General features: G+C 44.6%; 13 protein-coding genes. 4 read left to right on the top strand and 9 right to left on the bottom strand.

Annotated features, from left to right (window positions below):
• Together AC58QO_RS01020 and AC58QO_RS01015 are read right to left on the bottom strand one after the other, a co-directional pair.
• On the bottom strand, positions 1-1,782 hold the full coding sequence (locus AC58QO_RS01020; RefSeq protein ID WP_497263223.1) for a sensor histidine kinase: 1,782 nt from the start codon (positions 1,780-1,782) through the stop codon (positions 1-3).
• A gap of 74 nt (positions 1,783-1,856) precedes the next feature.
• A complete protein-coding gene (locus AC58QO_RS01015) occupies positions 1,857-3,224 on the bottom strand; it encodes an ABC transporter substrate-binding protein (RefSeq protein WP_497263221.1) in 1,368 nt (455 codons plus the stop codon).
• Between the two features lie 563 nt (positions 3,225-3,787).
• Here AC58QO_RS01015 and AC58QO_RS01010 point away from each other — a divergent pair.
• Positions 3,788-4,675 (top strand): LysR family transcriptional regulator, encoded by an 888-nt coding sequence (locus tag AC58QO_RS01010; protein ID WP_497264352.1) that lies wholly within the window; start codon positions 3,788-3,790, stop codon positions 4,673-4,675.
• A gap of 348 nt (positions 4,676-5,023) precedes the next feature.
• Here AC58QO_RS01010 and AC58QO_RS01005 read toward each other — a convergent pair whose 3' ends face one another.
• Complete coding sequence (locus AC58QO_RS01005; RefSeq protein WP_497264351.1) at positions 5,024-5,884, bottom strand: AraC family transcriptional regulator; 861 nt, start codon at positions 5,882-5,884, stop codon at positions 5,024-5,026.
• 187 nt (positions 5,885-6,071) lie between these two features.
• Here AC58QO_RS01005 and AC58QO_RS01000 point away from each other — a divergent pair, with 187 nt between their 5' ends.
• Positions 6,072-8,765, top strand: coding sequence for an MGH1-like glycoside hydrolase domain-containing protein (locus tag AC58QO_RS01000; protein WP_497263219.1), 2,694 nt, complete (start codon positions 6,072-6,074; stop codon positions 8,763-8,765).
• Positions 8,766-8,894: 129 nt separating this feature from the next.
• Here the strand turns inward: AC58QO_RS01000 and AC58QO_RS00995 are convergent, their stop codons facing one another.
• Positions 8,895-9,749 carry a helix-turn-helix domain-containing protein gene (locus tag AC58QO_RS00995; protein ID WP_497263217.1) on the bottom strand — a complete coding sequence of 285 codons (855 nt, stop codon included), beginning with the start codon at positions 9,747-9,749 and terminating at the stop codon, positions 8,895-8,897.
• Positions 9,750-9,875: 126 nt separating this feature from the next.
• Between AC58QO_RS00995 and AC58QO_RS00990 the strand changes: the two genes are divergently transcribed.
• Both AC58QO_RS00990 and AC58QO_RS00985 read left to right on the top strand, forming a co-directional pair.
• Complete coding sequence (locus tag AC58QO_RS00990) at positions 9,876-11,249, top strand: DUF455 family protein (RefSeq protein ID WP_497263215.1); 1,374 nt, start codon at positions 9,876-9,878, stop codon at positions 11,247-11,249.
• A gap of 25 nt (positions 11,250-11,274) precedes the next feature.
• The gene (locus AC58QO_RS00985; protein WP_497263213.1) at positions 11,275-11,490 is read left to right on the top strand and encodes a hypothetical protein; all 216 of its coding nucleotides are present in this window, start codon (positions 11,275-11,277) and stop codon (positions 11,488-11,490) included.
• Between the two features lie 84 nt (positions 11,491-11,574).
• Here the strand turns inward: AC58QO_RS00985 and AC58QO_RS00980 are convergent, their stop codons facing one another.
• From AC58QO_RS00980 to AC58QO_RS00960, 5 genes are all read right to left on the bottom strand, one after another.
• Positions 11,575-14,040: a hypothetical protein gene (locus tag AC58QO_RS00980; protein WP_497263211.1), complete on the bottom strand. Its 2,466-nt coding sequence runs from the start codon at positions 14,038-14,040 to the stop codon at positions 11,575-11,577.
• A 13-nt stretch (positions 14,041-14,053) separates the two neighbouring features.
• On the bottom strand, positions 14,054-15,496 hold the full coding sequence (locus tag AC58QO_RS00975; RefSeq protein WP_497263209.1) for an L-arabinose isomerase family protein: 1,443 nt from the start codon (positions 15,494-15,496) through the stop codon (positions 14,054-14,056).
• 24 nt (positions 15,497-15,520) lie between these two features.
• Positions 15,521-16,504 (bottom strand): acetylxylan esterase, encoded by a 984-nt coding sequence (locus tag AC58QO_RS00970; protein WP_497263207.1) that lies wholly within the window; start codon positions 16,502-16,504, stop codon positions 15,521-15,523.
• A 19-nt stretch (positions 16,505-16,523) separates the two neighbouring features.
• A complete protein-coding gene (locus tag AC58QO_RS00965) occupies positions 16,524-17,609 on the bottom strand; it encodes a Gfo/Idh/MocA family protein (protein WP_497263205.1) in 1,086 nt (361 codons plus the stop codon).
• Between the two features lie 161 nt (positions 17,610-17,770).
• Positions 17,771-18,772, bottom strand: coding sequence for an SGNH/GDSL hydrolase family protein (locus AC58QO_RS00960; protein ID WP_497263203.1), 1,002 nt, complete (start codon positions 18,770-18,772; stop codon positions 17,771-17,773).
• Between the last annotated feature and the right edge of the window lie 30 nt (positions 18,773-18,802).

Here is an 18,802-nt window from a genome sequence, read left to right as displayed (position 1 = left end):
CTAAGCCTCCTGCTCATTTATCCATAAATATGGGATCCTTATCATCACGATAACACCGCCACTAGATCTATTCTGGTACAACAGTCCATAGGATGGCCCATAATTAAGCTGCAGTCGCTTATTTACATTACCGATACCAAAACCCAATGTAGTTCCCTTACCTACTTCATCCCTCAAGCTTTGATTTATCGCTATTACATCTTCTTCCGACATCCCCTTGCCGTTATCTTCCACATATAACCGTATCTCTTGACTGACTAATTGCCCCCAAATGCGAATTAATCCTTGTCCGCGTTTTTGCTTCATACCATGATAGATCGCATTTTCTATGAGAGGCTGCAGTGTTAGCTTTACGATATTGCAATTCATAATAGCTGGATCCATATCAATTTCAAAAATAAAATCTTCACCATACCGCATTTGTTGAATGTGCAAATAATTTCGAATATGTTCGATTTCTAGGGAAATTGGTATGATTTCGTTCCCTTTATTAATACTAATGCGATAAAAGTTAGATAATGCGGTGACCATATTAGCAGCATCTTTATTTTCCTCCATATCACAAAGCTGTTTAATAGAAAATAACGTATTATACAGAAAATGCGGTTTAATCTGTGACTGTAGCACGGCCAACTCTGCTGACCTCTTTTTCTCTTGTTCTTCCTTTACTTGAATTAGCAAATTTTTAATTCTTAGCATCATATCCTTAATACCTCTGCTTAGAACACCTATTTCATTGGAAGGAGCAGTATAATTACCGATATCTAATTTGCCATCTTCAATGCGATTCACGGTATGCGTTAATTTTATAAGAGGCTTCGTAATGATATGAGCAATGATATTAGAAAGAACAACAGCAGAAACAATGGCGAGAAGCATCACTATAATGATCACCCACCCGATGAAATTCACTTTATTAAAGAGTTCACGTTCTGGGACAATCGCTGCTACCTTCCATTTGTTAAGGCTTAACGTATCGTAAACTATCAGCATTTTCTCGCCATGTTTATTTTTCATATTGAATTGTCCCGACGAGTCCTTGACTGCCAATAATTCATTTTGAAGTTTGGCTTGATCCATTTGATATCGCTCTTCAACATTTTTAAAGCTCATAACCCCATCATCGCTAACAATACATAAATACCCGTTTTTGCTAATCTTGGCATTATTCAATAAATCATTGAAAAATCGGCTTTTCAAATTCATCATGAAAATCCCTTTGGTACGCGACTTATCTTTCCCAAACATACGATAAACACTGATCACTTGAGGTGCGGCTAATTTGGGTTCATCATGAATATTCAGCCATTTAATGACGGATAGAAGCTCACTATCTAATTGACGACTATACTCATTTAAAGAGATACTTACCGTTGTAATTAATGAGTTATTTTGCTTATACTGAGAGACTCGTCCTTCATTGTAATAAAACAAAACAGAGTCCAGCATCGCGTAACGATCTAAATAAGAGTCCAATGCTTTATTCATAAAAATATAATCTTCTGGTTCTAAAACTACTCCTGGATCATCTGTCTTATTCATAATTGAAATCCATTCGGATTTATTTTCTAGCCCGATTAATTCCGAAATAAACGCAGTTAATTTATCCGTTAATAAACTTTTTGTTTGGGCAATCGTATCATTTAAGTTGGTGAATGCGTTCTCTTTTAACTGTTGTGAAGCTAAGATAAATGAGAGCGTACCTGTAACCAATACAAATACAATGATGATGGGGATAAATAACCAAATAATCGTTGATTTTAATGATCGAAATACCGGCACATAGATCCCCCTAAATAACAAAATACAGGGAGAGCGAATGAACGCTCACCCCAAATCCTACGATTGAATCCATTCTATTTCTTCATAGCAGCATCATAATCTGCTTTCGCTTTTTCCATCGATGTAGCCCAACCATTAACAAAATCGGCAACAGTCATTTTACCAGTCAGTACTTTTTGGAAATCAGGCTCAAGCTGTTGTGTCGTAATCTTCGTATAATCCGGCAGATAGGTAGGAAGTTTTAATGCAACGCTCTCCTTATCAGCCAGCACATCCGCTCCCTGTTGAATATGCTGTGTGTTTTTTACATAATCGCTCTTCAATGAATCGGTGTTGGTAGGCATTTGGCCGATATTTTGATTCCAGTAAGTTTGGCTATCTGCACTCATCAAAAAGCTAATAAATTTCCACGATTCCTGAGGATGTTTCGTATTTTTTAACATGACTAATCCGTTTGCAACAGGAACGACAACTCTTTTGCCGTTATCCGATTTCGGTGGAATGACACCTGCGAATTTGGAGGTAGTCAGGTTAGTTACATGGTCATTATAAGAACCAAAGTTATGTTGAATCATAGCTGAAGTCCCTGTATCGAACGTTGCATTCATCTCTTTATTACTGTTCGTAATGTCACTTACTGGCGTATTCTTTTTATATAAAGCTGCATATTTGTTCAAAAACTCCGAGATTTTCGGATCTCTAACTGTTGCTTTCCCATCCGGTGTAAAGTATTCCGTGATACCTGAATAAGCATAGATCATTGAAGTCAACTGATTGATGCTTCCTGCACCTCCGCGAATACTGAAGCCATAACGGTTGTTTTTGATATCGGTCAATTTATCTACATTAGTGAAAAAATCATTCCATGTTGTAGGCGCTTTCAATCCAGCGTCTTTCACCCAGTCCGTTCGATACCAAAGTATATCTAAAAACATTGTATGTGGCAGATAATAAAGTTTTTTGTCGGCTGTTAAACCACGATCGAACTCCACCATATTGGCCGCAATTTTATCTTTATCGCTCCAATCCTTGAAATACGGGTCAAGCTCTTGTACTGCTCCTTTTGCCACGAAATCGGACAGCCACACCATATTGATGCCAGCTACATCGGGTGTATCTTTGGCAGCAATGGAAACGTCGTACTTTTGTTTTGCGCCACTTGCAGGAATTCCCACATATTCAACTTCGATATTCGGATTTTTGGATTGGAACCGCTTGATTAGCTCTTCATAAAAAGGAGTTCGGGTCGGCCCAGGGTTCTCGTCCCAAAATGTAATCTTCACTTTCTCTGCCGGAGTTGAAGCTTGTGGAGTTGCTGCTGCGGTTGGGGTCGGTACAGTCGTCGCCGTGGACGATGCCCCCCCTCCGTTGCCACATCCTGTTAAAGTTAATGATAAAGCCGACCCAAGAACCATAAATGTTTTAAGACCCTTTGTGTACATATCAACATCTCCCTTGGTCTATTCAGTTTCATTTGTAATCGCTTAAATACTTCAATTGTAGAACAAAAGGATTTTAGGGAGAATCAAATATCATTATCAATATGTTTAAGATCATTAACAGATATTTACGTAAGCTTCTTCAAACTTCTCCCACCTTGTCTTCAGTTAAGCGCTTAACTTGCAAGACACACATCTTGTTTTTCTTGTAACCGCAGTTATTCTACTTTGGAAATACTAGATTATTGCGATTATATATATGTTCTGATGTCTAGTAAATGGGGGGAATTAGCTGTTAGATTGTCTCAAAATCGACCTATTCGTCTCATGGCAAGCAACCCCTTCGCAGCGTCAAAACCCATTCATGTAAAACAATCCCGATAGCCTACGATAATTGTAATTATTTCAGGTTATTCCTACCTAATTCCTTCAACGCTTTACTTCAATAAAGTAATTATTTCCTATTGAGTTTAGAGTTTAATATTAACAGTGGTAGTTAATACTGTAAAATATATAATAATATATAATATATAGATCACGGTCTATATATCAGGAGGTAAAACACTCTGGAGCTACTTCAATTGCAATACTTTCATACGACTGCAAAACTAGAACAAATTACGAAAGCTGCGAAGATATTAAACATCGCCCAGCCTTCGCTTAGCAAAACAATTTCCAGACTGGAAGATCAAATTGGTGTTCCGCTATTTGACCGATTTGGACGCAATATTCGACTGAACTCATTTGGCAAAGTGCTTCTTAAGCGGGTAGAAAATGTCTTTCAAGAACTAGAAGAAGCGCAACGGGAAATCAGAGATATGGCGGGACTGGACCGTGGAGGCATAACGCTCGCAGTCTCGCTTACAAACATATTACCTGAAATACTTGGAGATTTTTTGGAGCATTATCCAAATGTGCATTTTCGTCAAGTGGTTGAACCAACATCTGTTATGAAGCAATTGCTTCAAAACGGGGACATCGATATGTGTATTACTTATGCACAATTAGAAGGTCCTGATATCGAGTGGAGGCCGTTACGAACAGAAAAGATCCATTTACTCGTACCAGATCAACATCCTTTAGCCATACGTAAATGTGTCTCCTTAAATGAGTTAAAAGATGAATCATTCATTGGATTGCCATCAGGTTTTTGGTTCCGGAAATTGACGGATAGAATGTGTATGAAAGCCGCAGGATTTACACCCCATATAAAAGTTGAAGTGGATGAGGTGGATGCGGTTCTATTGCTGTTAAAAAAAGGGCACGGCATTACATTTGCACCAGATTTGGCTTGGAGGTCTAGAATGAATTTAAAACATAACAAACTCATAATAACCGATCTCGACGACAACATGACGTTAGGCCTAGCCTGGTCCAAGAAGCACTATTTGTCGTCTGCAGCTCAGAAGTTTCAAGAGTTTGTTCTCGACTACTTCGATAAATTTCGGGGGTAAGCAGTTTAACGATCCATTTACAGGCACAGAGACCTCCAAAATAACATAATACAGGGTGAGTACATATAAAGTCTCCTTATTCAATTGTAGGACAGAAGAATTTTAGGGAGAATAAAACATCATTCTCAAAATGTTTAGTTGTAAGATGAAGTTGACATAAGTTCGTTCAGTAAATTAAATTTTACTTATCTGGGAGCAATTTGAATAGGGTGACATTATAAAGAAATAGGCATTAAAATTGCTTTCTGTTAGAAAAAAAACTAAAGTTTACCAGTTCACTATCACTGTAATAAAAACGCCAGCTCCTCTTATTGCGGAGCTGGCGTTTTTATTGCAGTTTCTTTGTACTTAATCCCCTACAACAAGACCACGCCTTGACATATATTTTTTCGGAGAACAACCATAGTGCCTTCTGAATAATTGATAAAATTGAGCCGGACTGACGAAGCCAACCTTTCCGCTAATTTCAGTAATGGAATATGACTCTGTTAGCAGAAGCTGCTCCGCCCGTTTCATTCTGCGAAGTTGAACATACTCCGTGAAAGTAATCCCCATCGCCTTCTTAAACATCTTGGCAAAATAACTGCTGTTGTAATTCAACTTGCCGCTAACATCCTCAAGCTGACATTTATCCTCCAACGATTGCTCAATATAGTCGAGTGCTGGACTAAGTTTTAAGGCAAGCTGCGGATCCATAGGGACGATAACGCGCTCATCATCATATTTAACTAGCAAATACAGAAGGCGTTTCAAATTAGCATTGACAGACAGCTCATATCCGCGTTGCTTGGTTGTCATATCTTGCAGCAAATCTTTCAACAATAGACTTATTTCAATCCTGCATTGCGGGTACTTGGCGAAGAGTCTGTTTAGTCGCGTCAGGTTGGCAGATCGTCCCGTCCAAGCTGCAAAATATGGCATTAAAGTCTGATCCATGAACGCCGCCATATCGACATGACAAACCAAGTAGGTTAATTCCTGTTCTAAATTTTTGTGCGAGCGATGGATTTCATTGGCGCCAAACAAAGCAACATCTCCCGCTTCAAGCTTGTACGTTCCTTGTGATGTTTCCATGGTCATCGACCCCTGAAGAATTACAATCCATTCAACTTCCTCATGATAATGCCAAGGACCATATAACTCTGAATGTATAGCTGGGTGGTGGATCTCCCAAATTTTCAAGCGCAAATTCGGATTTGAATAATCCACTCTTTCTTTATCGTAAGCTTCCAAATCAATGTGCAATTCGCACCAACCTCGCTTTAATCTCAATTCTTTACAGTGTACCACGAATATCCGATTTCAAGATAAAAATGCCTGAATATAAGACGTATTTTACCACCCAATAATCTAAAATGAAGATAAAATACCATTCCATCATAAGGAGCAATCATCGATGAAAGAACTCCAGAACACCCATGATTTGCGGCTGCCTGATTGGGGGCCTTACACGAAGCAATATATCGGAATTTCTCACATTAGTGACCAAGCGCGCGGTTTACGGTTTGATCTTAGCCTAATGCCTGGTTTTTACCGAAGAAAAATGGATATTCCCAGTGTCCTTTGGGAGTCTGGCTATCATCCGTGGGAAGCTACGTCTGATTATAGTTACTTTTCCCATCGACATGAGCTGGAATGGAAAGATCAAGTCTATACGGATATTTCATTCAGCAAAGTGGATGACGACAGCCGTTTAGTCCGCGCTTCACTTGTCAATCAAACGGAACATCCGCAAAATCTCGTACTGCACTGGATGGCTTCGCTGCATCCACCGCGTCTTCCAGGACATGGCGAGACGCATATATATGCCGAGACTCAGCTTCCCGAAGGGGCCGTTTGGATCGATGCTCTGGAATATAAAGAACTGACTTTCGCGCGACCTCGCCCTGCAGACAGACTCGCTTATGACGGATTTTTGCGAGGTGAAGTTCGCGGACAACACTGGACCAGCGGCTCTGCGATTGGACAAGGCTTCGGGGCAGACCGTGGTGACACACTTGTGTACGAATGGACTTCCTCTCGTGATTTGCGTGAGGGTGTACTCATGGCGAGATACAAAGCGGATCAAGATGCCGAACTATTCATTAAGATGCAGAATCGCGAGTATCACTTGCCGTTGAAGAAAACAAATGAGGCAATTACCGCTCAAGTAAGCATTGGGCATTTGCCGACAGGTGAATATGTGATTGAACTGTATTCCACAGGTGCAGGAGCGATAGAATTCGATGGATTCACCATTATTGAAGAACAAGAACGAAGTGCTGTTACATTTCCAGATATTCCGTGGTGTATAGAGCCTGAACTGCTTGAAGGTCCTGTCCCTGGGAGCTTAATTTTACGCTATCCGGATAGTCCAAATCTCTACGGGTTGATGTGGAATTACGCCGACGTAGAAATTCGCGCGTTTAAAAATGACGAGTTAGACCGCTTTGCGCGCCATACCGTTCATAATCATGTAAACGACGTTCTGCTAGGCAATAATAAGGGGCATTTTACCAATATTTTTATGAGACCAATTCATGTATTGCCTCTATCCTCTACGATACTACATGGCATGGTTTGCTCTGGGTCCTATGAAGCCGTTACACAGAAGCTGCGGAACTTTCAGCTTACCTCTGCGCATTGCGAGTCTATTTATCAATCAGCCAGACAGGGTCTTGAACGACCTGCCACATATGCGACAGGTGATCATTATGCCTTTAGTCAACAGTTAATGCGAGCCACCTTGTTGACCAATACAGTCTTCCCTGTGTATACCAAACGAAGCTATATTCGCCACAGTACACCCGGCCGATGGTGGGATTCGTTATATACGTGGGACTCTGGCTTTATCGGGCTCGGCTTCTCTGAATTGGATGTTCAGCGCGCAGTCGATTGTCTGAACGCTTATATGACGGAGCCAGGCGATACGCAGGCAGCGTTCATTCACCACGGAAGCCCTGTGCCCGTACAGCATTATTTGTTTCTCGAGCTATGGAATCGTACACGTTCTCCAGCATTTTTGGATCATTTTTACTCACGCTTGAAGCAATATTACGAATTCCTTTCTGGTAAAACCCATGGTTCCACAACGAGCTCCATGCGCTCAGGTTTGCTGAAAACATGGGATTATTTCTACAATTCCGGCGGTTGGGACGATTATCCGCCTCAGCTACACGTATATACCAAAGGGCTGAAAGCAACTGTATCCCCCATCATAAATACGAGTCAGGCCATCCGTACAGCTAAAATCTTAAAAATGGCTGCCACAATGCGAAGTGAATGGCATCCGGATATTACGGAATACGAAGCGGATATCCATAGATGGAGCGAAGCGCTTGAACGTTACGCATGGGACGAAGATGCCGGCTATTACGGGTACGTCGTACATGACGATCAAGGAGTGCCTCTTCACATTCTTCAACACGAATCAGGAGCCAACTATAACATGGGCATGGATGGGCTATATCCACTGGTCGCTGGCGTATGCTCAAGAGAACGTGCCGAAAGATTGATAGCCGCTCTATTTGATGAAAAACGATGCTGGACATCCATTGGTCTATCTACCGTGGACCAAAGCGCGCCTTACTATCGCGCAGACGGATATTGGAATGGCGCTGTTTGGATGCCGCATCAATGGTTTTTCTGGAAAACGATGTTGGATCTGGGCTATGCCGATCTCGCTCATCGGATCTCCAAAACAGCGCTTGATCTTTGGCAACGCGAAACCGAGCTTACCTATAACTGCTATGAGCATTTCATCGTTCAAACAGGACGCGGAGCTGGATGGCACCATTTTGGCGGCTTGTCTGCACCGGTATTGAATTGGTTTGCGGCTTATTATGAACTAGGCAAAGTATCGACCGGCTTCAATGTATGGATGATTTCGCAGCAATTCAATGCGGACTGCACAGAATTTCAAGCGGAATTCCGTTACGGCTCAGGCTCACAGCAACCATTCAACATGCTGGTCAATATGTCCCTCGACCATCATTACACGGTCGGCGGCATTGGCTGTACTATTCAATCTGTCGTTCGTGAAAGCGGCGGGCTCGAATTGCGAATTGAAGATTGTCAGCCTCAGGCATCGATCTGGATTAGCGTCACTTAGCTTTGAAGAGCCTGGGTCAATGATGACCACAGGCTCTTCTATTATTATCTCTCCATGTCAGGTTAATGGTGCCCGTTGCTCCTGCTGTACAACTTAATCCTGTAGGCGCTCCAGGCAACCCTCCATGCCCTATTTTTCATGCGTGCGATATTGATAGGGTGTGATACCCATGTGCTTCTTAAAGGTGTAGATAAAATGGGAGGACGTTGCGAACCCTACCTGCGAGGCGATCATCTCTACCGATCGATCCGTACTTTGCAGGATGAGACAGGCTTCTCTCAACCGTTTGACCGTCACATACTCCGACAAGGTACTTCCCGTATCTTTTTTAAACAAATGTGATAAATAGTAAGGTGAAATGTGCAGCTCAGAGGCTAGTTCATCCAAACGAAAGTTCTCACGGTAGTTCGTATCCAACCAATCCATCGCCTGTTCAACTAACGCTATTTTGCGTGAAGTCCCGCGCACAAGAGCAGAATCCTTCCCCTCCATAACTTCGCGAAGTTTACGCAAAATAGCAATAAACGTAAGCGCAACAGCTTCCAATTGATTTATAGGATCTTGTTTTTCCAGTTCGTGCTGTAGAAGGGCAAATATTGAACCAGCTTCTCTAATTTCGAATGATTGTGTCGGTAACATTTCTTTCCAAACTCTTTGACAAAAAGCTGACAGCTCTGGAAATACAGCTAAGTACGGCAGCACAGCTAACGGTTCAATCACCAAGATACTTCGAATATAAGGTTGATCGCTGCTCACTTTCACGTTAATTTTATGCAATTGATAAGGTTGGAAGCAATATAAAGTTTGCGGGCATATGGGAATAAGCTTGTTATCCATAATAATATGCCCGTCTCCCTGCTCCACATAAAGAAATTCCAGTCCCTGATGAGCATGAAAAATGGCATACCCATTCTCATCTGTCGTGACATTCCGAACTGAAAATAAAAAAGGATGCTTGCCAAGTACATTGTCTATGAACTTCATTCAGCGCCATCCTCCGAAAAAAAATATAGCAATTTAACGATATTTTATCATACATGCAAGAAACTTTTCTTGCTTCCTTTTTATTAAACTAAACATATAGCTTTACATACAAGGGAGGCAACGAACATGAATGAACATCGTGATGTCAATGTGATGGATAATGAAGTCGCACCTAAATTGAATTCCCACCAGGACGGAAGATTCTACCGCCCGAAAGATACGGCCAATGCACTAGTTGCACTGTTCTGGCTAGAATTCGAGCTGTCTCGCGCAGTCTTTGGATGGGTTCCAGCCGTTAAAGAATTTGAAACCAAAGCTCAATTAGGTCGATTTGCTTATTTGCATAACCAACATGCCAAATACCTATATCAGCGTGTTTCTGAATTACCGGGTCCATCTTTGGAAAAGCAGAACACACCAGCCGTCGTTCGCGAGACTTTCGAGAGAATTTCGCTCGCTCCTTCTGAGTATTCCTTTTTTGCCGGGTATCTCCATGTACTTCAACATGTATACGCTGAATATGAGAAATTGCAATATCGCCTAGATCCTATCCTTGATGTACCTACCTTAGATGCATTGCGAGTTATTATGCTAGATCGTCAAGATTTAATCAAATGGGTTAATGAGCAAACATACTTTGCCGGGAGTGATCATCAGGAGCTTTCTCAGCAAATAATGGAATGGCGAAATTATGTTCAAGGTGTATGGCTGACCTATGCAGCAGCGCCGCTGAGCGAGCTGGTTGCTTCCCTATACTGGCCTCTCCCTCCTGCCTATGAAGCCGTAGGGCCTGTACCTTCAGATTCTGCCTGGAATGTAGAAAGATTTCCGATTCATGTTCCTGACAGCAAATATAAAACAACTTATGCAGATCCTGGCATGTCGCCACTTCATGACAGTATTAAACAAATGCATTTCATCAACGCCACAGAAATGGGTGCGGCAGAGTCACTCTGTTATTTGTACTACGGGGTACAGCAAATGCCAAAACCATTCTTTTTTGACTTAGCTAGACATCTGTGGGATGAGATTCGCCATTGCCAAATGGGCGTTCGTCGCTTGGAGCAAATGGGCTACCAAACATCACAATTTAAGTATTTCAAAGGTTCACCTGGGAAGGGACTTACTGAACTAGCTGCGGAATGGTTCCCCGATATGTATGCCGGTTTGACGATGGTTGCCGAGCCCTGCTCCTTTATCAAGAAACGCAAGAGCGCAGAGCAATTCTGGAAATTTGGGGATGCCTTATCAGCCATTCAGTGTGAATTCGATATGGCGGATGAGCGCATGCATGTAGATTTCGGGAAGATTTGGGGACCTGAATTGTATAAACAAATCAACGATTTAATTACAGCCGCTGAAATGTCCGAACGCTCACGTTTGCGCCGTATTGAACAGCTTGGTGCAGCTGCTACCCCCGAAGAAGCGAAGAAAATTGCCAAGAACTTTCCTGGTTTCTGCGGGCTTTCTACGGTTGAGTTGAACTACACATCTTATTAATTACATCTTAAGTTAAAAAGGGGGATTGCACATATTTCATGCATTATGGGGAATGACTGGGACGCTTAGAGAGCAATTCACTCGTGCCCATCTTCACGGTTATGCAGGTATTGAGGCTGGTTTGCCGAGTACAAGTGAGCGTAATGAGTTTATTGAACTACTCGATGAATTCCAATTCAAGTACATCCCTCAACTGTTTCATTGGATCGCGGAGCGGATGAGAGTGAAGTACGGAAGTTAGGTACAAATAACCAGTGAACCCATCTCTGTGATCATCGAGTGGGTTCACTGGTTAAAAGCGAGTTTGCTTTGAAGTTTGAATGGCTTACCAAGAGATTTCGATCATACCCGTTATCTCCGTTATCTGAATTGTATTTCCAACCCGCGTACCGTTCAAATCCATATAGGTAAGCCCATTGAGCTTCACCTCAACGCGATTCCCTTCCAACGCATCCACTGGAGGGTAAATGGTCACCGAAGCCATCTTCAAACCAGAAACAGCAATCTCTCGTACTGCTTGCTTCGTTCGTGTTGGCGAAGGCGCGTGCTCCCTGCAGGAAACGCGCGAACGCGTTTCCTGCCTAACGAATACTCGGCACTCCTCATGGAAGGTGCGATTAAGCGAGTATAAGGCAGCCTGCTCATCGCCGCCAACAATCGTGGACTCACCAATAAGAATAGGTGAGCCATCGGGAAACTGCAGGCGAAGCTGCACAGAGGTATCCTGTTTGCAGCCATTAAACAGATACCCGTTCTGATGACGGGTCACGAAGAATAAAGCGGAAGGCGAATCGGATGCTCTTTTTTCCTGAAGAATCGTATAGCCGAAGTCCTGTTGTAGATACCGCAGAAAAATCGCAGCATCCCCCCACTCTTCCCCCTGCCGTACAGGTAGATGAGTAATGTCTTGCCCCAGGAATGGTAATGAGCCGCGTACCCAACCCACTTTCCCGCCATGCCAATCCGGCTTCGATCGTGTTAAGGCAAAGGCGCGCTCTTCCACGCCTTGTTTAGCAACCGCACAAAGGCGAGTATGACCGTCCTCTCCCCGTACTTTCTCTGCTAGCCCCCCTCCGGCGATCATACCATGATGACGCAAAGCACGAATCCCCATTGCCCCCTCAACGCGGTCCTCTTCAAATAAAGCTGACAGCTCCACATCACCTTCTATGCCATCCGCTTCAGTCAGATGCAAGAGTTCCTGTAGAACCGGGTCTTTCACTGCGCCATAAAGAATGACTTTTCCGCCACCTTGCACATAATTAGCAATCCGAAGCGCCTTGTCCCCTGATAACCACGATGTCGCCACGAGCAACACGGTTTCATCCAGCGTATTCAACGCCATATCCGTCATAGCAAAAAATTGATCCGTGCTAATTACGGTATTCACCGGAAGCCCCTGATTAATCGCATTGCGAATAAACCAGTCGTGGAAAAACACATCGCCAGACGCCTCATTCGAAGTCTCGACAGCTTTATGCAATTCACGAAATGGATACAACCAAGTTAGCAAACCAGGTTGATCAGGTGCATCCTGAAGCGCCTTTCGTAAATGCGGGATAACTTCCGCTGGACAATCCGCGTTCAACTCGCCTTTTTCCGTATCAATGGTCAATATCTCAATAATACCTGGCGACTCGAGCTCGCCAAGCTTATTCATACGCGCCACGGACAACGGGACATAAATGTCGTGTGGCTCTCGATCATAGAGATCCCACCAAGGATTTTGCCAGAACCACGGATCATTCGCATAAAATCGGAACGGATACACTTCGCCAGGGAGCTCTGCAATGCGTGTTAAATACCCAGTAATTTCCAGTCCAAAATCATAATTCAGCGCGCCCCAAGGCGAATTCGGCGGTGGGAATTCGATATACTTCTTGTCGTACAACTGCTGCATAGGGATATAATCCTTCGCCAAATCCATGCCTGTTCCAAAGTTTGTGCCGCGTATTTCGGTGCGAACATCGGGGCATTCCTTTTTGAACAGATCCCAGAAAGACATCACCTTCTCCGTGACCTCATGATAATCGGCGATTGGCATCTCTTTTCCGTTGAAATTAGCGCCTAAATACGTCCAAGGGAAATACGATACCGCAAACCCATTCGAGAACCAGATATAATCGAAGCCCAGCGCTGGCAGAAAGCTTGCGCATTGTTTGCCGAGAAACTCACCGAAGGGTGTCTCATCAGGAATACCATCTGGATAACTTGCGTAAGCAACAGAGTCCCCTTTTAGCTTAGACCACGTACAAATGACCGTATAATCTGCTTTCAAGGACACGAATTTGCCGCCGATATCTGCTTTATTAATCTCAGGATGCAGCTTATATTTGAAATCCGAATAGGCAAACTCAGGACCCGCGTCGAACGTAGCGCCAACCTCCATGGAAACGCCGAACGTATCAGCCGCAACTCTTTTAAAAGAAACAACAATTCGTTGCAAATCTCCATATGTCATGCGAACAGGGTCTTCGATATAGGGACGTGCGATGCGAGGATCGGACTTACCCTGCACATAGCTGAAGCATTCCTCATTCGCGAACCCAATGTAACGCCCCCACTCGATCTCCGCCTTCTCGTCAGCGTTCCACGTCAGGATTTCACTGCCATCGGAAACCCATAATAGGACGGAGGCCGTTTCCCCCATCTCTATCAATGGCAACCATTGCCGGATGGCTTCCGTACAAACATGATCTATAGCCTCTTGCTCCAAACTTTTGAAAGGCTTCAAACTCATTTCAAGCGTTGACCGCCGCAGCGGTTTTCCGCTCGTTCTCACGTTTTTCATCCTTCATGCCTCCTCAGACAATTTCCAATTCAATCCCCATCATTTGTGCAACTCGACGAATTTGACCACTGACATGCCCAACGCCAAGGGCAAAATGATGCGTAGGACCGGCCGAGCACCATCGCTCAACGAATTCAGCAATGGTATAGGGGAACTTGCAGCGCGTATTCGTATTACCGGTCTGCGGGATTGCTCCTTTAATCGATTCACCTTCGGTGGCAATCATTTTGAAGCGGCCGTCAGCGGTTTGCGAGATCCCCAATAGCGTAACCGGACCTGATTGAATGCTGAACTCAACGCCAATGCCTGAGCCGCTCTTGCCATGAAACAGATCCAATCCGCGAATAATCGGGCGGCTGTCGCTGATCTTAATATTGTGCGGGCCATCATGTCCGACAAGGACAATGTCATCGTCAAAGTCGCATGGATGCAGCTCCGCGAAAGATCCGCCAGCATCGAGGCGATCCATGATGAGCATGGCGGCGCACGTTTTGAGATCGGCTTCGCCTGCAAGGGGGATGCCTTTCCCTGTGAGCAGCGAATTCCCCAACACCATGTTAGAGCCGATTCGCTCATACTCATTATTGTCGAGTCCGCGATAATAATAGGCCAGTCCCGTTAAGCCGAAATCCGCAACGAGCCGATCCAGCCCGACAGCTACTTTTGCCGACCAGGTAAGGTCTTCTGGTTTTATCGGACGTGTGATCGGGTCGATAAAAGGATCGGACAGCGAAAACACGCTATGTATTTCCTCGAGTTTGTTCGCGATTTCACCTTCTGTAGCGGCATTCACGCGTTTGGCCAGATCACACATTTCGAGCATCTGAACGTGACTGCCGAAGGATGCCGTAAACGCTGTTGGATCGGAGTTCATATCATACATACCCTCATAGGTATGCCCCAGGTACCCGATTTTGGCATATTTAAACGCTCTGCATGCATTCGCAGCTTGACACCATCCTCTTAATTCCCGAACAGCTCGTTCATCGTCGTAAAGCTTACCCACGATCATGCCAGCAGCAGGTTTACCCGCGCGAACGAGAACACCGCCAATTTCCGGTAAGGAGCAAATGTTGTCGTTGGCGAGCTGCATATACGTTGTCGTATTGCGATAGTCGAGCCTGCTGCGTGGTTGAAGCGCTACCAATACTGTTGGCACTGCTAAATTGAGAATCGGTGTCGCTGCTGTTGCCGAAGTCACATACGTACTTAAGAAGCTGAAGAGGAAGTCAACGCCTTGACGCTTCAAATACTCTGTTGCTGCAAATGCCTTATCCACATTATCGACGAATCCAGCCGATATAACGTCCACATCATTGCTTCGCAGCATCGCCTCGAATTCACGTCCATACCCTTCCAATTCTTCCTTCAATCCCGGGAATTGCGCCCAATATGGCTCATGGCCTACCGTCATAACGCCGACACGCGCTTTTTTACGCATAAATGGATCACTCATTTTCCTTACCACCCTTTGGTTAAATTACAGATCTCGATGATTCTCTGCATGCCCGAAGCATTCATGTATGAATAACATAACTCTGCGATGGTGCTCTTCCCCCGTCTCATGACCAGAAAAAGGATAATCGTAGATGCGTTTGGTGCAGGACAGCTGGTTATAAGCTGCATAAACGGTATCCGGCATGCAAATCGTATCCTTCCAACCAACAGACATCAGGACAGGAGCCTGAATGCGGTGAGCCAGATTTACAATGTCAAAATAGGATAGCGTCTCGAGCACCCCTTCAAGTTTTTCAGGATGACGTTTAACAAAATTGGCGATTTCCGATAAGGAACCGGTGGAGTTCAAGACTCCGTATTCCAAGTGGCACATATTCGGGATACTGGCAACGACTGCATTTACTTTCGGGCTGAGCGCACCAGCAAGAAGAGCCATCCCGCCTCCTTGACTCGTGCCGACAGCAGCGATCCGATTCGTATCAATTTCAGGTTGCAGATAGGCAACTTCAACCGCTCTGACAACATCCGTAGCTAGCCCCATGTAATAGCTATTCTCTTTGTCCAACACGTTCCTCGAAACCCAGCCGTGAGCAGAACCGCATTGATCCTGCATATGGTTGCCCGTCTCTCCGGTCTGTCCTCTAGCATCAATCGCTAGTACGGCATAACCAAGCAGGAGCCAAGTGGCGTGGCGCTCTGGCAAACCTTTATCCCCGCCATAACCGGGGAAAATAATGACGCAAGGCAATTTCTCCGAGGCATGCCTGCTCGACTCAGGTAGGAGAAACCAAGCATGAATTGGCGTCCCGTCATAAGCCGTATACGTAAGTTTATCGACCTTTACTGCCGGAAATAACGAAGCTTGATGCTCTCTGCGAATGCCGAGTGGAAGCTTTCCGATTTGTTCCAACTTAATGTCCCAGTACACATCGATCGATTCCGCATCCAACGTCGGTAGGGCTCGATAGTTCTCTAACTCTTTTTTTCGCTTCGCGATGACCGTCATTTGTCTACTGATCCTCCCTCTATTGCGCCTTATAGGTGATCAGCATTTGATCAACCATCATTTTAAAAATCGTCAAATCCTGCTTGTAGTCTTCCGGTGTCGTCTTTAAATTCTTATTTTGCGTGATGACCTCATGGAACAATTCCAATTCAATCGTATACGGATCTTTAAAAGTCGGACGATGAACCCGCTCCTCGTAGGCTTCTCCTACCGTTTCACCTACATGTAAGGTCGTCGGCAAATGCCGGATATAAGGCGTATTGTACTGAACTTTCAACTGTTTCGTAGCTCCAAACACCTCGATATGCGCATCGAAGCGTCGATTCTGATCAAGACCTGTTTCATAGGTGGCGTAGAAACCATCGTATTCAAAAGTAGCGGCCATACACGAACCGTTTTGCCATTGCACAGCTGAAACGACGCGATTCGGAACGCCGATGAGCTCTCGCATAGCCGAAATATCATGCGAACCTAAACCAAGGAGCAACGAATAGGCATGATAGATTTCCTGCGGAACCTCACCAACTGCTTGCTTCAGCAATCGTTGTTGAATCGTCCTGCGTTCTACCGCTGCTTCCGCGGGGATGTCTGTAAAACGATGTACTTTGCTAGTTTGATTAGTGAAAAAATGGTTCATACCAATAATGCCGCGAATTACTGCGTATTGAATCTGTCCCATCTCTCTGACATCGCTGACTGCCTGCGTAAATGCGGGGGCATACCGGCGCATGTAGCCGACCATCACTTTCACACCCTGTTCATCCCGCGCTTGAATGATGGCGTCTGCCTCTTGCTGGGTCATGGTCATCGGTTTTTCAATAAATACATGCTTCTTTTGATTAATCGCAGCAATCGCACATGCTGTATGGTACTCATTGCTATTCAGGATAAAAACAACATCAAGATCGCTCTGTTTAACGAGCTCCAACGCATCCGTATACTGGTGGTGAACACCATACCGAGTTCCTGCCCACTGCACTAAGCTAGGAGATATATCACATACCGCAGCTATTTCATAGCATTCGCTTAGTGACTCTAGAATGGGTAAATGAATAATTTGAGCAACCTCACCTAGCCCGATGACACCCACTTTTAGTTTCCTCATGTTTGCAATCTACCTCCAACAATTTATATCTGAACAGTACGATAATCGCGAATCGATGTATATTTCAATTTACGTCGTTTACTGCAAATCCATGTGAAACTCGGTAATTACGAACACTGCAAAATGAGCCGAAATCTTTAAAATCATGCGCTGGCATTCGCTTATTTCACCAACATCGTTAATGCTCGCGCATAGAGCTTGTGCCCATACGCATTGGGATGATTGATATGATTAATCAGCAAGCTGCCATGGCTTTTACCTGCTGCAAGCTCGGCCATCCATCGTCGCTGCACATCAGCTAAGCAGACGTTTCGCACCATCGCTAAGCGACGAATCGCTTCGCCATACGCGGTGACATTAGGGCTTGCATACCGCCATGCCGGATTCGGCACACATGGCGTAAGCAGCACAATGTCGGCCGCTTGATGCGCCTGCACAAGATCGATCATTCGTGTGATATTTTGCTCAAAATGATGGATCGAAACCGCGTTACTCCCATCACTATGAAGATTCTGATCATTCATGCCATAGCCAATGGAGATTAGATTAAACGACTCTTGTCTAACGAAGTCTGACAATCGTGTTAATCCGCTTGTGCTTGTTTCCCCGCCAATCGCCCGCATAGATACTTCAATACGGGCTTGTGGATACCGTCCCCTTACCCCATCAATAAATTGCGCATAGAAAGGTTGACTCGCGTCTTCCGTCTCGGCTCCCATAGAGATGCTATCGCCTAACACGCAATAGACGATTGGCTCTCCGAGCTCTAGCTTATGAAGAAGTCTTTTGCTGAATGATTGTGTGGTTCGATCATACTTATCTCCGACTTCCACGTCTGGTTCAGCAGCGAGCGTGTAGTCCGCATACACGGTAAAGGGGGCATTGGAAATAACCCCGTATTCCCGGTGATCGAAGCTCATCTTTCCAAATAGCACATGCTGGCGCCAATCGGAAATCGCGCTCGTCTCGGTCCTGACTAACACGCCTTGCTTGTAGTCAACGATGAAATCGATACCCTCCACAAACCAACGATTATCGGAATGTGTTGGGCTATAATGACTCCGTACCCGCACACTGCCATGTTGCTGTGGTTTGTAGCGAAGCGGTTGGGGCTCCGTGCCCACGAAAAGTAAAGCTTCACCTTTTGGATTCCTATCAGACAATCGATTCATCCCCCTTGAAATAGGACAGAC

The organism is Paenibacillus sp. J31R30 (genome assembly GCF_059692115.1).
The sequence above is the reverse complement of the archived record's forward strand: the minus strand, read 5'-3'. Positions and strand labels throughout refer to the sequence as shown.